Below are 18,450 nucleotides of genomic sequence, written 5' to 3'. Positions count from 1 at the left end.
GAAAAGGAATGATTAAAAAGTTTCAATTTTGTTAATGTGTGTACTTTCTGCTATTTGGGTTACGCTAGTAATACGAGGTGTACCAATGTTTAATAAGTCTAGAACAAATAAGAATAATATGGATCTTGATGACCAAAAATTAGTTTCAGAAATTTTACAAATAACAAAAACAAAAAATATTGATAATATTTCCAGAACCAAAGCGTATGAAGAATTTTATTTTAAACATCCTGAGATAAAGTGGTCGTTTTTAGCTAGCATGGTTTCAAGAAATGCAGGTTGGAGTATGACAGACCTGCAGGGTAGATGGTTTCGGAAAGCGTTAAATCAAGAAAAAAGAAGCCTGCTCTTTATGACATATGAAAGAGCAAATTGGACAATATTTTATGATGCTTTTCCTCAATTACTTATTTACCAATTATCAAAGAAATTAAACAAACCACTTTTTCACCTTTTATCATATTTTCAGGTTTCGAAGTTTATGGAAAAAGAATGGTGGCTTTTTTGGGAAAAGCGTCAAAAAGATCGATTAATGACTGCTTTAATCATTAATGAACAAAACGTTATTCATCATCCCGTTATTATGAACGAAACATACAGACGTCTAGTTTTTAAATCGGCCTCCTATAAATTTCAGGATCTTTTTCATTTTAGTACAGTTATTTTCCCAACTTTACACGGTAAGTTATTTGGATTTTCAGTTTACAACTTTGAAAAGCTAACAAACCGAGTTGAATTAGGAAAACGTTTAGGATGGCTTTTATTTGATTCGGGAATGTATCAACATTTTGAAACCTTTGCTAGAACAGTTCCACACACAGGATCCAGATATGATTATGAAAAGTACTTTGCTGATAAAAGAAAACGTGAAACACCTTTATTACGAACAGCTTATCCAATTATCCCTCATACATTAGACGGATTAAGAAAAGATTGGTTTCATGGTCAAAATACAAAACATTTGTTTAAGAAAAGAAAAATACCAAAAAACTATGAAATAACAGATTGGTTTAAGCATAAACAGGATCAACTTCACCTATTTACGGTTTTGCAGGAATATTGGAGAAATGGATGAAAAAAGAGCAAGGACCTTTTGTCCTTGCTACCTTAAGTATTTTAGATAATGATTGTTTCCTGTGATCGTTTAAGTTGAAGGGCGATTCGGTCCATCAAGTTTTTTATCACTAGGAATGTTTGCTTTTTCTTCAGCAGTTTGTTGTTTATCTTTTGGTTTTTTAGCCATTATTAGCACCTCCTACTATTATTTTGCACGAAACCCATCATTTCCATTCAACACACAGGAAGTTGTCGAAAATTGTATTTTTTCATTTTCTTTGCCGAATGAAAACTAGTTTTGTCAGGTGTGAAGGGTATGGGAGAATGAGAGCGAATATTAGCTTTAAGAGGAGGGAGAATATTGAAAAATATCATTGAAAAAAGTGTGATCGAAGAGAAGTTAGAGGAGTTAGAACTAGAGCTAATGAAATTGGAACAAGAGCTGGATAACCGGATTTTATCTAAAAATATTGAAGAAGATTTGATGAAACAAGCGGTTCAGATTGATTGTCAATTATCAAATGTAATGTCAAAAGTCCCTACCAATCAAGAGACACCTTTGAAAAATGATAAATATCAGCATTATCCATTCCCTATCATTGCGACAAATTTATAAGGAGTTCTTATGTGCTTTATCCTGAGAGTTTTGATATGATAAGTTCGAGGTGAAAGCTTTGGAACTACTATTAATATCCTCTCAACAACTTCTTCAGCATTTAGAGGAATGCAAAAAGCGATTTGAACAATTAAACGAAAAACCTGAAAAAACAGAAGAATATTTTTATGACGATGTTAAACCAAATTTTGAACTGGTTATGAATAAAGCAAATGAATGGAAGCCTTTGGCCGTCAAGTGGGTCTCAGAATATAAACCTAAGTATATTCATCTTACTCAAATTGACTCAGCAATGGAGAATATTGAACAAGTTGTTCTTCAATCATTTTACAAAGACGTTAATAAGCAGCGTTTTCATAACCTTCATCATTCTGTTGAATATATTTTAAACGGAATGATCGAGCAAATGGATAGAATGGACGCCTCCAAATAGAGACGTCCTTTTGTGTTTTAATGAATTGTTCTAGATAAAAGCCTTACTCCTCAACTTTTATACTAACAGGACGTTCCGTTTCAGTTCCAACGATTTCAATATCATACCCAACACGCTCTGTTTCTTTTCCAGCTACTTCTTGGCCATGCTTTGGAATTGTTGGCTCATGTCCTTTTTCTTTATGGTTAAAATGTTTTCCTCTAGCCAAAGTCAAAACCTCCTTTAATGTCTCATTTCTAATATGAGCAAAATTGTAACTCTTCATGTATGGATCAATATTTCAAGATGAATGGATAGTATTAGAAATTATCACCTTATAGGCGTTTGAATCATATGATGTAATAACTTGTGATGAAATAATTGGGAGGAGGTCCATGGATGCAACAACAATATCCATATTTCAATAGGAGATCTCGGAGGAGAGAAAGTGAGTATTTTCAAACGTTTCCACCATATGGACAGCAAATGTCTGGTTACCAAAATCCATATAACAGTAATCCATATTCAAATCAGTCAGCAAATCCTTACTTTCAAGGATATCAACCAGGCTTTCAGCAATCTTACCAACAACCCTATGGAGGTGGTTACGGAGGAAGCATGAATGGCGGCGGATATATGAGTAATCCATATCCAACTCCGTATCCCAAACCAATGCCACATTTTAAACAGCAGCAACCATCAGGTTTTCAAAATATTCTTTCACAATTCAAAAAAAATGACGGACAATTAGACTTTAACAAAATGATGGATACAGCTGGACAAATGATGAACGCTGTCAATCAAATGGGGGGCTTTTTAAAGGGGTAACGTCTATGTTTAAATAATGTAAAAAGACCCAGTTGTATGAACAAACTGGGTCATTTCTGCTTATGTTCATTTGTTCTCTTTTTGATAGTGCTGTGCTAGCAACTGCTTTACTTCATTATATGATAAGCCGATTGAGCATTTAGACGCTTGACCTCTTCAACATCTGTATTAGAATATTTTTTTGTGTTAAAAGGTTTCATGGATTTCAGTTTCTCCATGGTTATTTTCCAGTCTTTCTTTTCTTACTATTAATGCATAATTTGCTGTTTGAAGATTTGAGATGGCTATCGAGTTTTCAGGACAAGCAAATTCACCATTTTGATGAGATTTAAGCTTGTCAACAAGAACACTAATAACATCTTCAACTTGGCAACCATTTACGCCTTCACGGTCAATGGCACCTGTTTGGAATTTAATGTTGATATAATGATTGCTGTTTCTGTTCATAAGAACCTCCAGTGATCTTCTATATTAACTGTTCATAAACCTCGTTTAATTGATTTCCGCGTATAAAGTCTTGTTCGTCAAAGGCATATTTTATTTCATCAGGTAAGATGTTATTTAGAAATTGAACTTCATCATCTTCAAGTGTTAATACGAAGTCCTTTTCACTCTCATACGAACCTTTTTCCAACTTTTGATAAATTCTATGACATACTGAACTTCTGTCATAGTTCGATAAAGCTTCTCGCAAATATCCTAAAGTAAAATCCATTTTCATCATTCCTTAAAAAAGTTTTTAAATTCTTCAGAGTTACCTGTGTTCTTATTTGAATATGGATTGTCCATTGACACATCCTCTTGATCTAAATTAGTTTTAATGACAATGGAAGGAGAAGACGATGCTTCGGCGATAATGCGATCATTTAACTCTTTAAAATCAGGTAGTTGTTGATTTTGTTTCGTCATTTATAAACACCTCCACTCTTATTGTTTCTAATCAATCGTAATAATTTCTCGTAAATTTTTGGTTTTTCTTTGGGTAAACTTTTGAAAATTAAGTCATTATAAAAGAGAGGTGATAAAGGTGAAGCAAAATAAAAGTGGAAGTAAAGCGGAAGTGACTGCATCAGCAAAGGATTTAGCAAAGGATCCTACACCTGAAGAGAATCCAAAGTATGGAAGTAAATCACACAAAAATAGTTAAGGTCATAAAGACCTTAACTCATGAATTATTTTGTATCATCTTCTATTAAAATTTGCTTTGTTTTCTTAGGAATTGTAACAAGTAATGAACCATTTTTATAGGTAGTTTTTATTTCATGTTCTTTAACAGGATATGGTAGGAGAATCGTTTTTGACAGGCTATCTAACGATGTATAATTTCTAAATGTTGAAGCATGTTCATTATATTCTTTAATTTCCTCACGATTTGTAACAGAAATTGTTAAATATTGATCATAAAGCTCAAGTTTTATCTGTTCCTTTTTGACAGGAGGAATTTTTAAATCAATAACACATTTATTGTCTGTTTCATAAGTGTTTACGTGGATAGCATTATGCGGAAAAGCTCCCTCAAACATAGAATCAAACTCATTCATAAATTGCCTTAATGGCTCTGATCGAAAAAAATGATCAACAATTTGGAAAAAATCCAGCTGTTCTAGAGGCTGCTCATTTTTATTATTTCTATTTAATTCATTTTTCTTTCTCATCAATACTCCTCCTTACCACATGTGATGACAGAGTATTATATGAAAAGGGAATTAGAAACGTTATTTCCCTAATGTAATTATTTCCCTTTTTTATGTTATTTAAAAAATTAGTTAACAGTTAGAAATATATAATTTCAAATCAATACCACTTTTATTCCGAACGTTTATTCGCTAAAATAGAAGTGAAGCTACAGACTTTAGAAGGTAGTGAATAAAAAATGGAATTTAGAAAATCATTAGAAACTATTTTAAATGTGTTAAAAACAAAGGACGATTTTAGAGATCAAATTGTTCATTGGCATACGATTCCTCCTAAAGAAGGGGAACTTGTTGAAATGCCGGTTGACCTAGATCAACGCTTAAAATTAGCATTAGAAAATAGAGGGATTTCACAATTGTATACACATCAAGGTGAAGCCTATAAACTCGCAAGTGGAGGGCATAACTTTGTAGCGGTTACTCCAACTGCTTCAGGAAAAACATTATGCTATAACCTGCCTGTTATCCAAAATATATTGAAAGATGAAAATAGTCGGGCATTATATCTTTTTCCTACAAAAGCACTGGCTCAAGATCAAAAATCTGAGATTAATGAAATGATCGAAGAAATGGGAGTTCAATTGAATTCTTATACATACGATGGAGACACTTCACCTGCAATCCGGCAAAGGGTAAGAAAAGCAGGTCATATAGTCATTACAAACCCAGATATGCTTCATTCAGCCATTTTACCGCATCATACTAAATGGGTTTCACTGTTTGAAAATCTAAAATATATAGTCATTGACGAGCTTCACATTTATCGAGGAATATTTGGCAGCCATGTAGCCAATGTCATTAGACGACTTAAGAGAATTTGTGAATTTTATGGAAGTAACCCGCAGTTTATATGTACATCTGCAACAATTGCTAACCCAAAAGAATTAGCGGAAACACTAACTGGAACAAATATGGAGCTCATCTCAAAGAATGGTGCCCCAGCCAGTAAGAAGCATTTTATTTTTTATAACCCTCCTATTGTCAATAAACCACTTAATATTAGAAGAAGTGCAACCTTAGAGGTTAGAAGATTAGCAGGAGAATTTCTTAAAAATAAGATTCAGACAATCGTATTTGCCCGTAGCCGTGTGCGAGTTGAGATTATCTTAACTTATTTAAAAGAATTGATAAAAAATGAACTAGCAAAAAAATCAATTCGCGGTTACCGAGGGGGTTACTTACCAAAACAGCGGAGGGAAATTGAAAGAGGTCTAAGGGATGGCGAAATTTTAGGTGTTGTTAGCACCAACGCCCTTGAATTAGGAGTAGATATAGGTAGTTTACAAGTTTGTATTATGACAGGATATCCTGGAACTATTGCAAGTGCATGGCAACAGGCCGGAAGAGCTGGAAGAAGACAAGGTGAAGCAGTTATTATCATGGTTGCTAGCTCCAGTCCACTGGATCAATACATTATACAAAATCCACGATACTTTTTTGAACAAAATCCAGAAACAGCCATCATAAACCCTGATAATTTAGTTGTGCTTGTAGATCATTTAAAATGTGCTGCTTTTGAGCTTCCATTTAGAGAAGGTGATACGTTCGATGGGTTAGAGTTAGAAGATATCCTGCAGTTTTTAGCGGAAGAAAGAGTGCTTTACTATAATAATGAAACCTATCACTGGATGAACGATTCATTCCCGGCTCACAATATAAGTCTTCGGTCAGCTTCACAAGAAAATGTGATTATTATCGATCAATCTGATATTGCGAACGTGAAGGTCATTGGTGAGATGGATCGATTCAGCGCAATGACATTACTGCATGATGAGGCAATTTATCTTCATCAAGGTGTTCAATTTCAAGTGGAAAAACTTGATTGGGAGGAAAAAAAGGCATTTGTAAGAGAAGTTGATGTGGATTATTTCACGGATGCCAATCTTGCGGTTCAATTAAAAGTACTAGAGGAAGATATGCTTAAACATATGGAGGATGTTGACTATGGCTATGGAGATGTGACGGTTCAAGCTATGGCCACAATCTTTAAAAAAATTAAATTTGATACTCATGAAAATATTGGATCAGGTCCTATTCATCTACCAGAAGAAGAGCTTCATACAAATTCAGCATGGATGAGTCTTCATTCTAATACAGTAGCCGATTTATCTGAAAAAAGGATGGAGGAAGCTCTAGTTTCAGCAGCACATGTTCTCCAGCACGTTGCACCGTTAAAAGTAATGTGTGATCCAAGTGACTTGCATGTAATCGCGCAAATTAAAGCTGTTCATAATAATCAACCAACAATCTTTCTATATGATCGATATCCAGGTGGGGTAGGGTTATCAAAGAAAATCTATGAAACAATATTAGATGTTTTGAATGAAGCAATTAAATTAATAGAAAATTGTCCATGCTATGCTGGATGTCCTTCATGTATTGGTGTTGAAAGCTCAACTGAATCTATCAAAAAAGACACCCATTTTCTTTTAAGTAAATTAAAGGATGAGGCAAATGTCGTTAAAAAATAAACTAAATCGATTAAAAAAGCATGTTGTTCGAGATGAAACGGAGCAAAAGTCTGAAAATGTTCAACAGCAATCTTATGACCCAGAACAATTATTATGGGATGAACATAACACACAAATCATCCATTATGATGGACAAACTTGTTTCATTCGTGAAGTTGTTTATCCACTGGATTATCAACACGGAAAATATCAGTTAAAAGAATTTCAACATGTTGTTTCTATGTGGAATCAAAGTGATTTAAAGCATCCGCTTTCCTCTAAAGATCACCAGGCAAGTGATTTGTTTTTCTTTGATACGGAAACGACCGGACTTGGTGGGGGAGCGGGAAACACTATTTTTTTGTTGGGGCAAGCTCAAGTTCTGGAGGATCGGGTAGTTGTGAAACAATATTTGCTACCAAAACCAGGTAATGAAGTTGCACTTTATCAAAGCTTTTTGGAGGGGATTAATAGTAAAACACTTGTCACCTATAATGGTAAAGCCTTTGATTGGCCTCAGGTGAAAACCCGCCATACTTTAATTCGAGAGTTAGTACCAAAACTCCCTGCATTTGGTCACTTTGATCTATTTCATGCTGCACGAAGGCTTTGGAAAAAAGAGCTCGAGTCAGTAAGACTCGCCAAAGTCGAAAATGATATTCTTGGGATTTATCGAGAAAATGATATTCCTGGCTTTTTAGCTCCAATGATTTATTTTCAGTTTGTAAAACAGCAAAAGCCGAAATTATTATGGGAGTTCTAAAACATAATGAAATAGATGTGCTCTCTCTTATCACATTATATATCCATCTATCTTATAAACTATTGAGCACAAATGATAAGGCTACAGATTCCGAGCATTATGAAGTTGCTCGTTGGTTAGATTATGTAGGTGATCAATCATCAGCATTAGATGCTTACAAAAGTCTTATGGAAAAATCCACAAAGCAAGATGTAGAAGCAAAATATGCATTAAACCTCCTTTATAAGAAACAAAAGGAATGGAAACAGGCAATCAACTTATGGAATGAAATTGTAGAAGGATCAAAAGGGAAAGTGGCAATAAGGGCTTTAGAAGAACTTGCAAAGTATTATGAACATAAAGAAAAAGACTTGCAAAAAGCAACAAAACATACTGAAGAAATGTATATTCTTTTCAAAGAATGTAAAGAAACGCTGTCGTTTATCGATGAAAATGACATCTTAAACAGATTGAATCGCTTAAAGAGGAAATTTTCCAAAAATATTCCCCGGGCAAGCGCAGAAACTGAGTAATTTCGCCATTTTTTTGACAAAAGTATGAATTTTAACAGATTTATTAAATAACAATTGTAGGATTATGGTGAACCATGTAAAATAAGTGGTTGTAATTAGTTCTTAACAAGGGAGAAGAGCAACTTTGTATAAAAGCGTATTATACTTATTTTTCATTGTAATCGTCTTAACAATTGTTATTTTTACGAATTTTAAAGACAGTTTCTATACTTTTCTATAAAAATTAGGTGCTTGCCTTAGTACATGTAGGTAACTTTCATCATAGGTTAAAAGTGTAAGACATGATAAAAGATGAAAGGAGAAATGCTACATGCATTGCAAACCAAAAGTTATGGCACCAATTGTACACCCAACAAAACACTGTGTAAATAATAGTTATTCTGAAACAATCGTACCACACATTCATCCACAACACACAACAAATGTAAATCATGAATTCTATAAGCATCAACACTATTTCCCTCAAACTCAATCTTTTGAGAATGAGGTATCACACCAACACTTTAATGTTTATGGTCCAACACCAGGATTTGGTCCTCGTCCACGTCCAGGATTTGGCCCTGGTCCATTCTTTGGATAATAATTTGAAGCTTTAGGGAGCTGTATTCAGCTCCCTTTTCTGTAATTAACGAAATATAGGGCGATAAGGATCTTTTATACATTTCAGCCTGAAATATAAGTATAATGAAAGGTATTAATTTATATAATGATTAGGTGATAAAAGTGAAGGTTTTAACAATATCAGGTTACAAATCATTTGAACTCGGTATTTTTAAAAATGACGATCAAGCCGTTACTTATATTAAAAAGGCAATCGAAAAAACGTTAAAAGGCTTTGTAGAGGAAGGGGTAGAATGGGTGATCATCAGTGGACAAATGGGTGTAGAGTTGTGGGCTGCGGAAGTTGTGTTTGATTTGCAACTTCAATATTCTGATCTCAAGTTAGCTGTTTTAACTCCTTTTTTAAATCAAGAGTCAAAGTGGAATGAAGCAAATCAAGAATATTATGAGTTTATTCTCTCACAAGCAGATATTGTTGACAGTATAACAAAAAGAGAATATGAAAGTCCTGTTCAATTTCTCCAGAAAAATGAATTTCTTGTCCATAAAAGCGATGGAGTACTTTTAGTTTATGATGAAGAAAAAGAAGGTTCTCCTAAATATTTATTAGAAACAGCTCGAAAAAAGCAACAAACTACACCCTACACAATAAACATGATTGATTTCTCTGAACTACAAACAATAGTGGAAGAGGAAAATTCAAAAAAACAAGATTTTTGGTAAAAGAATACATATGTTTTTTCGAGGAAAATATAATTGAAATTGACAAGTAGCAGGATTTCTGAAAAAATATAAGTTGATTACTTCGTTATAATGAGGTGAAGATATGCTTTCAGATAAAATGAAATTGACAGCGAAAGAAATATTAGAAAAAGAATTTAAAACAGGTGTACGAGGTTATAAACAAGAAGAAGTTGATAAATTTTTGGATTTGGTTATTAAGGATTATGAAACCTTTCATCAAGAATATGAAGATCTACAACAAGAAAATTTGCGTCTAAAAAAGCAGCTTGATGATACATATAAGAAGCAAACACCAGTACAAACAAATACAACAAACTTCGATATTTTAAAACGTTTATCTAACCTTGAAAAACATGTGTTTGGAAGTAAACTATACGATTAATTCTCCTAGTTATTTCCACTTGTATTATCCTTAAATATTAGGTATACTGAGTTTACTGTTTCGTTAATAACGTTCAGGTAATCGCTGCAGTCTTTAGGATTGTAGAGGAAAGTCCATGCTCGCACGGTGCTGAGATGCCCGTAGTGTTCGTGCCTAGCGAATTCATAAGCTAGGGCAGTCAAGTTTACTTGGCTGACGGCAGGGAAAAAGCCTAAGTCCCTATGGATATGGCTTGAATACCTTGAAAGTGCCACAGTGACGGAGTCTTGCGAGAAATCGTAAGAGTGGAACGAGGTAAACCCCACGAGCGAGAAACCCAAATTATGGTAGGGGCACCTTCTTGGAGGAATTGAACGAAGAGAAGGACAAAAGCAATTTGCTTTTGTAGATAGATGATTACCACCTGAGTACGAGGCTTATGCCGTTTGAAGTACGATGGAACAAAACATGGCTTATCGAACGTTATTGGAAATCAGTATAACAACAGTAAACAACAGGGACTGATGATATCAGTCCCTTTTTATTTACATAACTTTGTTGGATATAATTGGATGAAATGGTTCAGGATATACATAGTATAGATTGTGATAAACGAATAAATAGATAGATATAAGGTAGGGTGTCAAAAGATGAGTAAATTAACTCTTATTGCAACATCTGCAATGGGTCTTGAAGCGATTGTAGGTAAAGAAGTAAAAGATTTAGGGTATGAATGTTCAATTGAGAACGGTAAGGTAACGTTTGAGGCAGATGAATTAGCGATTTGTCGTTCCAACTTATGGCTTAGAACCGCTGACCGAATTAAAATTAAGGTTGGAGAGTTTAAGGCAAAAACATTTGATGAGCTTTTTGAAAAAACTAAAGCATTAAATTGGGGAGATTTTCTCCCGGAAAATGCAGAGTTTCCTGTTATCGGAAAATCAGTTAAATCAACATTAGCAAGTGTACCAGATTGCCAAGGAATTGTGAAAAAGGCAATTGTTGAAAAATTAAAATCACATTATAAAAAAGAAGGTTGGCTTAGTGAAGATGGTCCTTTTTATCGTGTAGAAGTTGCGCTGCTAAAAGATGTTGCAACCATCACAATAGATGCTAGTGGTACAGGACTTCATAAACGAGGCTTTCGCATTGACCAAGGGGGAGCTCCGTTAAAGGAAACTCTTGCTGCTGCTCTTGTCCTATTAACACGATGGACACCAGACCGTCCGTTTGTAGATCCGTTTTGTGGTTCTGGTACAATACCGATTGAAGCAGCTCTTATTGGACAAAATATTGCACCAGGATTTAACAGGGAATTTGTTTCTGAAGCTTGGGATTGGATCGGAAAAGACAAATGGGATCTTGCAAGACAAGAAGTAGAGGATAAAGCTAACTATGATCAGCCATTAGATATTCAAGCTAGTGATATTGACCATAGAATGGTAAACATTGCACAGGGGAATGCAGAAGAAGCTGGATTTGCAGATATCATTTCATTTAAGCAAATGCAGGTCAAAGATTTCACCACAACAAAAGAGTTTGGGGTTATCGTTGGAAATCCTCCTTATGGAGAACGACTTGGAGAAAAAAGAGAAGTGGAACAAATGTATAAAGAAATGGGACAAGCTTTCGCGGCTTTAGATACTTGGAGCATATATATGCTTACTTCTCATGAAGGTTTTGAACAGCTTTACGGTAAACCTGCAACAAAAAAACGTAAGCTTTTTAATGGCTTCATTAAAACAGACTTTTATCAATATTGGTCAAATGTTCGTCCACCACGAAAAGGTTAGAAAAAAATGTGGAAAATGATATAACTCAAAAATAGGTGATCCTGATATAATGGGATAATAAGGAGGTGGACAAATTGTCATCAATTTCAGATAAACTTGGTCAGAAGTATTTTGACATAGAGGCAGCTCGTGTTGACGCAAGTCCGACAGAAATTATTATTACCAATGATGAAGGTAGTACATATTATATTGTAAATCATGATGAATTAACAAATGAATTACTTCAACAGGGTTTTAAAAAGGTAGAAAACGAAGAGTAATTGGCTCTTCGTTTTTTACTTTTTTAAGGTTTGCAAATTTGTGGTAAACTTGAAAACGAATAAATCCTTTCAGTATTGTGAAATCTAATAAAGTTCCCTTGAATAGTAGATTTCGTTATTTTGAGAGGTGGAAAAGAAATGTATGACCAACAAGAATTTGAGTTAATTTCAAAGGCGCTTTTCTCAACTGAAAAATCGTTAGAGAACCAAGTAAGTGATTATTCAGATGTGATTTTGCAGTTAGGGCAAGCGAAAGAGGATATGATGAGAGCTCTTTCGGTTGCTACATCGATTGATCATAAGTTAATAATAGAATCGCTTTTTGACAAATAGTTATAATAAGTGGAACATTGTGTAGCCATAGTGGCTGCCTCTTTTTTATCTCTTTTTTACATACTATTATAGTCATATGAATTGACTTTTTAACTATATAATATGATAATTATTATTTGCGGTAAATTTGAAACTGAATGTGGAGGTAGCGTTTATGGTAACATCACGTTTGCCTTTTACCATATCAAAGGATGAGAGCTTTTACCAAGCCTTGAATAATTGGATAGGAGATGTTTTTTATGATATTCTTCCAGATCAAGGGTTTGAGTTAAGAGATGAACAAATTTTCATGGCTTTTCAGCTTGAAAAAGCATTTCAAGAGAAGAAGGTCATGTTTGCTGAAGCTGGTGTTGGGACTGGAAAAACGATTGTCTACCTGCTTTATGCCTTATCTTATGCTAGATATACAGGTAAACCGGCGATTATAGCATGTGCAGATGAAACGTTAATTGAACAGCTTGTTAAACAAGAAGGTGACATTGCGAAGTTATCTAAGCATCTAGAATTGAATATGGACGTAAGGCTAAGTAAAACTCATAGTCAATATTTGTGCTTAAATAAATTAGACAATGTTATTCAACGAACTGGAGAAGAGAAGTATCTAGATTTATATCAATCACTGCCGGATTTCGTTCATGAAAAAGCGGGGATGCAACAGTTCTCGGCCTACGGAGATCGAAAAGAATTTGGTCATTTTTCAGATGAGGAATGGGAAAATGTTGGTTGGGATCCTTTTCAAGATTGTTCTACTTGTTCGCAAAGACATCGTTGTGGATTAACATTGTCTCGTGATTATTATCGAAAAGCAACTGACCTTATTGTATGTTCACATGATTATTTTATGGAACATATTTGGACGTATGATTCCCGGAAAAGAGAAGGTCAAATTCCTTTACTCCCGGATTATAGTAGTGTTGTGTTTGATGAAGGTCACTTACTAGAGTATGCTGCACAAAAAGCATTAACATATCGAGTAAAGCAAAGTACATTACAAATCTTTCTCGAGAGATTATTACAAAATGAAATTCGTGAAGAATTAGCATATTTAGTAGAAGATGCACTTGCTATAAATGATATGTTTTTTGATGATTTACAACAATGTACAAGTGTTGTTGAAGGCTCTAACCGATTACGGATTGAGCAAAAAGCAAAGCTGCAAAAAACTTCTAAACAATTACAATCCAAGTTATCCGAAATTAGTGAAGCCCTTGTTTTCGAAGGTGAGATGTACACAATCGGAGAATATGAATTGAAAATTGTGGAAGAGTTTATTGATCAAATGGAATATTCATTATCCCTATATAATAGAAACTCAAATGCAGTTAGTTGGGTAGAAGTAAAAGGTGATGAATATACTTTAGTTATTATGCCTAAAAAAGTAGAAGAAGTTTTAAAAGAAAAAGTCTTCTCTAAAAAAATGCCAATTGTTTTTTCATCAGCTACATTATCTGAAAATAAATCATTTGACTTTATAGCAAACAACATAGGTGTACATGATTATTTATCACTTTCTGTTGATTCGCCTTTTGATTATGATGAGCAAATGAACATTCAATTGTTGAAAGAAAATCAACTTGAGAAAAAATTGGAAAAAACTTTAGAGGAATTGAATAAAACAGAAGGCAGAGGTCTTATTCTCTTTACGTCTCATAAAGAAATAAAATGGTTTAAGGAAAGAATGGTTGATTATAGCTTTTCGTATCCATTATTGTTTGAAGGAGATCAGGAAATCAGTTCTTTAGTGAAAGAGTTTCAGCAAAACGAACACTCTGTATTATGTGCTGTTCATTTATGGGAAGGTCTAGACATTCCTGGGCCATCACTCTCTAATGTTATTATCTGGTCGTTACCCTACCCTCCGGACGATCCTGTCTTTGAGGCGAAAAAATCAGATAAACAAGATCCATATAAAGAAGTCGAACTTCCATATATGATATTAAGGCTGAGACAAGGCATTGGTAGATTAATTCGAACTAGTGACGATAAAGGCTCGATTACAATCTTTTATAACGATCAAGATCAGGATGTTTTGGATCATATAAAATCAGTTTTACCTGTTCCTCCAACATTTAAATAGGTGGAAGCTATGGCTTCTTCCTATCTTTAAAGTTAGACTATAACCTTAATTTAAAATTCGTTGACAATCATTCAATGGCTTTATACGCTTAGATAGTACATAAACAAAGGGAGTGTGGCGGGAATGATACAAATAGAAAAAGAGTTTTTGGAATACATAAAAAAAATGAAAGCATATGATGAAGCAATTAGTGTTATGTATTGGGATATGCGTACTGGTGCTCCTAAAAAAGGTGTAGAACAACGATCTGAAGTAATTGGAATGCTTTCTTCTGAAGCATTTGAAATGCTTGTTTCAGATAAAATGAACGAGTATCTCACAACACTGTCACAGGAAGATGTTTATGATAACCTTCAGTTTGTCACAAAAAAGGCAGTAGAATTATTAAAAAAGGAATATAAGAAAAACAAAGTAATTCCACCTAAGGAATATCAAGAATATGTTATTCTATGCTCAAAGGCTGAATCTGTTTGGGAACAAGCAAAGGAACAATCAGACTTTCAAATGTTTGCACCTTACTTACAAAAATTAGTTGATTACAACAAAAAACTAATTGAATATTGGGGCTATGAAGGACATAAGTACAATACGCTACTAAATGAATATGAACCAGGGGTAACTGTTGAAGTATTGGACCGAGTGTTTTCACAAGTTAGAGAACGTATCGTCCCTTTAGTAAAGGCAATTTCAGATACTGAATACAAGCCTAAGACAGATTTTCTCCTTAAACATTTTCCAAAAGAAAATCAGAGAAGATTAAGTGAATTTTTATTAAAAGAAATTGGTTATGATTTTCAAGCTGGTAGATTAGATGAAACTGTTCATCCTTTTGAAATAACGCTTAATCGAAACGATGTACGTGTAACAACAAAGTATGATGAAAAAGATTTCCGTACAGCTATATTTGGTACAATTCATGAATGTGGTCATGCTATTTATGAGCAAAATATTTCAGAAGAATTAGAAGGTACCTTATTATGTAGTGGTACTTCTATGGGCATACATGAATCACAATCTCTATTTTATGAAAATTTTGTAGGAAGAAATAAGCATTTTTGGCAACGTTACTATCAAAGCCTCAAAGATTTTTCACCTAAACAATTTGAGGGAATAAGCCTTGATGAATTTTATGAAGCGATTAATGAATCAAAACCATCTTTGATTCGAATCGAAGCAGATGAATTAACGTATGCGTTACATGTAATGGTTCGATATGAAATCGAAAAAGCATTGTTTAATGATGAAATAAGCGTTGAAGAATTGCCGAAGATTTGGAATGATAAATATGAAGAATACCTTGGGATCGTCCCACAAAATGACGCACAAGGTGTTTTACAGGATGTACATTGGGGTACGGAGGAAGCTTCGGGTATTTCCCATCCTATGCATTAGGATATATGTATGCTGCGCAAATTAAAAATGCAATGTTGAAAGAAATGCCAAATTATGATGAGATAATTGAAACAGGTCAATTTGATGTGATTAAAGGATGGTTAACAAAGCAAATTCATCAATATGGACGAACAAAAGAACCTTTGGAAATCCTAAGAGATGTTACTGGTGAAGAATTAAATGCCCAATATTTAATTGACTATCTTGAACAGAAATATAAAGGAATCTACAATTTATAAGGTATTTTAATAGAAAGAGGAGCGGAGAATGCCGCTCCTTTGTTGATTTTACGAATGTTTATAAAAGTTAATACGAAAAAAGTTCGTGTTTTGATCAAAAAGTATTTGCAAAATAATGATATATTGTTATAATTTGAATTAATTACATAGCACTCATATAATCGCAGGGATATGGCCTGCAAGTTTCTACCGAATAACCGTAAATTGTTCGACTATGAGTGGAGTTTCTTGTTGCACATTTCATTTGATATATTAGTATGTAATGAAAGCGGCATTGCTTCACTTATAGTGGAAGCAATGCCGCTTTTTTATTTTATTCTCGATAATAATCTAAGGGTAAGAAGCTAGAGCTGAATTCATGATCGTTAAGACGGAAAAAGAGTCTATGGATGGAAAGACGTTAGGAGGAAAAAATGGAGCTACTTAGAAGAAAAATCGAAAACGAAGGTATTGTTCTTTCTGACGGTGTATTAAAAGTTGATTCATTTCTTAATCATCAAATTGATCCGGAGCTTATGAAAGAAATAGGTTTAGAGTTTGCTGAACGCTTTAAAAATGAAGGAATTACAAAGATTGTTACTATTGAATCGTCGGGAATTCCTCCAGCTGTTATGGCAGCGTTGGAACTTGGAGTGAAAGTGATATTTGCTAGAAAAAAGAAGTCTCTTACATTAACAGATAATCTATTAGTATCTACTGTTTATTCTTTTACGAAACAAGAAGAAAATACGATCTCTGTTTCACATCAATTTTTAGATGAAACTGACAATGTGTTAATTATTGATGATTTTTTAGCAAATGGTGAAGCTGCAAAAGGATTAATTGATATCGTTAAACAATCAGGTGCATCTGTAATAGGAATTGGAATTGTCATTGAAAAGTCATTCCAAAAAGGAGCAGCTGAATTAAAAGAATTGGGATATCGAGTAGAATCATTAGCAAGAATAGCATCATTAGTAGATGGCAAAGTAAATTTTGTTGAAGAACTTGAGGAGGTTACATCATGAAGCATTCATTAAAAGATTTTTCTTTAGGAATTCAACATGTTCTAGCAATGTATGCAGGAGCTGTTGTAGTACCGTTAATTGTTGGAAGTGCAATAGGTTTAACGGGTGCTCAGTTAACATATTTAGTTGCCATTGATATTTTTATGTGCGGAATCGCAACATTCTTACAAGTATGGAAGAATCGCTTTTTTGGAATTGGATTACCTGTTGTTCTTGGTTGTACGTTTACAGCAGTAGGGCCAATGATTGCAATTGGAACGGAATATGGTGTTTCATCTATTTATGGAGCAATACTCATGTCCGGACTTATCGTAATTTTAATATCTTCTATATTTGGTAAACTGGTAAGATTTTTCCTCCAGTTGTAACTGGATCAGTTGTTACAATTATTGGTATTACACTAATACCAGTTGCAATGAATAATATGGCAGGAGGAGAGGGTAGTGCAGACTTTGGATCTACTGAAAATCTTCTTTTAGCTTTTGGCGTTTTAATCTTAATCATTCTATTAAATCGTTTTTTTACTGGCTTTATTAGAGCAATTTCAATCTTAATAGGAATTATTACAGGTACTATTGCAGCGGGTTTTATGGGAATGGTAGATCTTCAACCTGTTTCAGAGGCATCTTGGTTTAATATAGGAAAGCCATTTTATTTTGGAACACCATCATTTGAACTAGCTCCGATCTTGACAATGACAATCGTTGCCATTGTCAGCATGGTTGAATCAACAGGAGTATATTTTGCATTATCAGATATCTGTAAGAAAAAGATTAATGAGAAAGACTTAGCTCGTGGATATCGTGCAGAGGGTGTTGCTTATATGCTTGGAGCTATTTTCAATGCTTTTCCATATACGGCATTTTCACAAAACGTTGAGGCTTGTACAAATGTCAGGGATTAAAACAAATCGTGTAATTTATATTACTGCTGGTATGTTAATTGGATTAGGTCTTGTTCCAAAAATCGCAGCATTAGCTACAATCATTCCGTCATCTGTACTAGGTGGAGCAATGGTTGCGATGTTTGGAATGGTCGTTGCGTATGGAATTAAAATGTTAGGACAAGTTTCTTTTGCTTCACAAGAAAATTTACTGATTGTTGCTTGCTCTGTTGGTTTAGGACTTGGTGTTACAGTTGTTCCTGAAATCTTTGCAGGTTTACCAGAGTCTGTAAAAATTTTAACGAATAGCGGCATTGTAGCAGGAAGTGTAACAGCCATAATATTGAATATCATTTTTAATATTATTCCATCAGGTCAAAAACAAAAGCGAGAACAAGAGACCGTGTTACAAAGTCAGGCTTCTTAAAGTTGTAGTAAACAGAAAAAGTTGTTAAAAGGTTGCCTGCAT

19 protein-coding genes, 1 other RNA gene, 3 pseudogenes and 1 riboswitch are annotated in these 18,450 nt (G+C 34.1%); of the genes and pseudogenes, 17 read left to right on the top strand and 6 right to left on the bottom strand.

Annotation, left to right across the window (positions count from 1 at the left end):
* Window positions 1-85 precede the first annotated feature (85 nt).
* Window positions 86-1,075, top strand: coding sequence for a DUF2515 domain-containing protein (locus tag MVE64_RS03945; RefSeq protein ID WP_247343979.1), 990 nt, complete (start codon window positions 86-88; stop codon window positions 1,073-1,075).
* A 69-nt stretch (window positions 1,076-1,144) separates the two neighbouring features.
* Here the strand turns inward: MVE64_RS03945 and MVE64_RS03940 are convergent, their stop codons facing one another.
* Window positions 1,145-1,243, bottom strand: coding sequence for a spore protein (locus MVE64_RS03940; protein WP_247343977.1), 99 nt, complete (start codon window positions 1,241-1,243; stop codon window positions 1,145-1,147).
* A gap of 174 nt (window positions 1,244-1,417) precedes the next feature.
* Between MVE64_RS03940 and MVE64_RS03935 the strand changes: the two genes are divergently transcribed.
* Window positions 1,418-1,672, top strand: a complete 255-nt coding sequence (locus MVE64_RS03935) for a hypothetical protein (protein ID WP_121662556.1) — start codon at window positions 1,418-1,420, stop codon at window positions 1,670-1,672.
* A gap of 58 nt (window positions 1,673-1,730) precedes the next feature.
* Window positions 1,731-2,105 carry a DUF1798 family protein gene (locus MVE64_RS03930; protein WP_247343974.1) on the top strand — a complete coding sequence of 125 codons (375 nt, stop codon included), beginning with the start codon at window positions 1,731-1,733 and terminating at the stop codon, window positions 2,103-2,105.
* A gap of 43 nt (window positions 2,106-2,148) precedes the next feature.
* Here the strand turns inward: MVE64_RS03930 and MVE64_RS03925 are convergent, their stop codons facing one another.
* Window positions 2,149-2,313 (bottom strand): hypothetical protein, encoded by a 165-nt coding sequence (locus MVE64_RS03925; RefSeq protein WP_162987402.1) that lies wholly within the window; start codon window positions 2,311-2,313, stop codon window positions 2,149-2,151.
* Between the two features lie 170 nt (window positions 2,314-2,483).
* Between MVE64_RS03925 and MVE64_RS03920 the strand changes: the two genes are divergently transcribed.
* The gene (locus MVE64_RS03920; protein ID WP_247343972.1) at window positions 2,484-2,912 is read left to right on the top strand and encodes a YppG family protein; all 429 of its coding nucleotides are present in this window, start codon (window positions 2,484-2,486) and stop codon (window positions 2,910-2,912) included.
* A gap of 186 nt (window positions 2,913-3,098) precedes the next feature.
* Here the strand turns inward: MVE64_RS03920 and MVE64_RS03915 are convergent, their stop codons facing one another.
* From MVE64_RS03915 to MVE64_RS03900, 4 genes are all read right to left on the bottom strand, one after another.
* The gene (locus MVE64_RS03915) at window positions 3,099-3,359 is read right to left on the bottom strand and encodes an Acb2/Tad1 domain-containing protein (RefSeq protein WP_247343969.1); all 261 of its coding nucleotides are present in this window, start codon (window positions 3,357-3,359) and stop codon (window positions 3,099-3,101) included.
* A 19-nt stretch (window positions 3,360-3,378) separates the two neighbouring features.
* A complete protein-coding gene (locus MVE64_RS03910; RefSeq protein WP_121662552.1) occupies window positions 3,379-3,627 on the bottom strand; it encodes a sigma-G-dependent sporulation-specific acid-soluble spore protein CsgA in 249 nt (82 codons plus the stop codon).
* 5 nt (window positions 3,628-3,632) lie between these two features.
* Window positions 3,633-3,821, bottom strand: coding sequence for a hypothetical protein (locus tag MVE64_RS03905; RefSeq protein ID WP_247343967.1), 189 nt, complete (start codon window positions 3,819-3,821; stop codon window positions 3,633-3,635).
* 263 nt (window positions 3,822-4,084) lie between these two features.
* Window positions 4,085-4,567, bottom strand: coding sequence for an Hsp20/alpha crystallin family protein (locus MVE64_RS03900; protein ID WP_247343964.1), 483 nt, complete (start codon window positions 4,565-4,567; stop codon window positions 4,085-4,087).
* Between the two features lie 218 nt (window positions 4,568-4,785).
* On the opposite strand from MVE64_RS03900, the gene MVE64_RS03895 reads away from it, so the two are divergent.
* The 13 genes and pseudogenes from MVE64_RS03895 to MVE64_RS03835 all read left to right on the top strand — a co-directional run bounded on the left by MVE64_RS03895 (window position 4,786) and on the right by MVE64_RS03835 (window position 18,408).
* The gene (locus MVE64_RS03895) at window positions 4,786-7,077 is read left to right on the top strand and encodes a DEAD/DEAH box helicase (RefSeq protein ID WP_247343961.1); all 2,292 of its coding nucleotides are present in this window, start codon (window positions 4,786-4,788) and stop codon (window positions 7,075-7,077) included.
* A pseudogene (locus tag MVE64_RS03890) lies at window positions 7,061-8,331 on the top strand (ribonuclease H-like domain-containing protein). The gene MVE64_RS03895 and the pseudogene MVE64_RS03890 overlap by 17 nt, the downstream one beginning before the upstream one ends.
* A gap of 310 nt (window positions 8,332-8,641) precedes the next feature.
* Entirely contained in the window at window positions 8,642-8,911 is a 270-nt protein-coding gene (locus MVE64_RS03885) for a CotD family spore coat protein (protein ID WP_098796106.1), read from the top strand.
* A 143-nt stretch (window positions 8,912-9,054) separates the two neighbouring features.
* A complete protein-coding gene (locus MVE64_RS03880) occupies window positions 9,055-9,615 on the top strand; it encodes an SLOG family protein (protein WP_247343958.1) in 561 nt (186 codons plus the stop codon).
* 103 nt (window positions 9,616-9,718) lie between these two features.
* Window positions 9,719-10,018 (top strand): cell division regulator GpsB, encoded by a 300-nt coding sequence (gpsB, locus tag MVE64_RS03875; protein WP_098796104.1) that lies wholly within the window; start codon window positions 9,719-9,721, stop codon window positions 10,016-10,018.
* Window positions 10,019-10,087: 69 nt separating this feature from the next.
* Window positions 10,088-10,478: RNase P RNA component class B (gene rnpB, locus MVE64_RS03870), an RNA gene on the top strand.
* A 169-nt stretch (window positions 10,479-10,647) separates the two neighbouring features.
* A complete protein-coding gene (locus MVE64_RS03865) occupies window positions 10,648-11,790 on the top strand; it encodes a THUMP domain-containing class I SAM-dependent RNA methyltransferase (protein ID WP_247343955.1) in 1,143 nt (380 codons plus the stop codon).
* Window positions 11,791-11,864: 74 nt separating this feature from the next.
* A complete protein-coding gene (locus MVE64_RS03860; RefSeq protein WP_231307751.1) occupies window positions 11,865-12,050 on the top strand; it encodes a hypothetical protein in 186 nt (61 codons plus the stop codon).
* A gap of 138 nt (window positions 12,051-12,188) precedes the next feature.
* Window positions 12,189-12,383, top strand: a complete 195-nt coding sequence (locus MVE64_RS03855) for a hypothetical protein (protein WP_247343953.1) — start codon at window positions 12,189-12,191, stop codon at window positions 12,381-12,383.
* A gap of 154 nt (window positions 12,384-12,537) precedes the next feature.
* Complete coding sequence (locus MVE64_RS03850; protein ID WP_247343950.1) at window positions 12,538-14,460, top strand: ATP-dependent DNA helicase; 1,923 nt, start codon at window positions 12,538-12,540, stop codon at window positions 14,458-14,460.
* 123 nt (window positions 14,461-14,583) lie between these two features.
* A pseudogene (locus tag MVE64_RS03845) lies at window positions 14,584-16,091 on the top strand (carboxypeptidase M32).
* 133 nt (window positions 16,092-16,224) lie between these two features.
* Window positions 16,225-16,326, top strand: a riboswitch (purine riboswitch).
* A 178-nt stretch (window positions 16,327-16,504) separates the two neighbouring features.
* A complete protein-coding gene (locus MVE64_RS03840) occupies window positions 16,505-17,098 on the top strand; it encodes a xanthine phosphoribosyltransferase (RefSeq protein ID WP_247343947.1) in 594 nt (197 codons plus the stop codon).
* Window positions 17,092-18,408, top strand: a pseudogene (locus MVE64_RS03835) (nucleobase:cation symporter-2 family protein). The gene MVE64_RS03840 and the pseudogene MVE64_RS03835 overlap by 7 nt, the downstream one beginning before the upstream one ends.
* The last annotated feature ends 42 nt before the right edge of the window (window positions 18,409-18,450 follow it).

This window comes from Metabacillus endolithicus (assembly GCF_023078335.1).
GTDB classification, from domain to species: domain Bacteria; phylum Bacillota; class Bacilli; order Bacillales; family Bacillaceae; genus Metabacillus; species Metabacillus endolithicus.
This window is presented reverse-complemented; position numbering and strand designations above follow the sequence as displayed.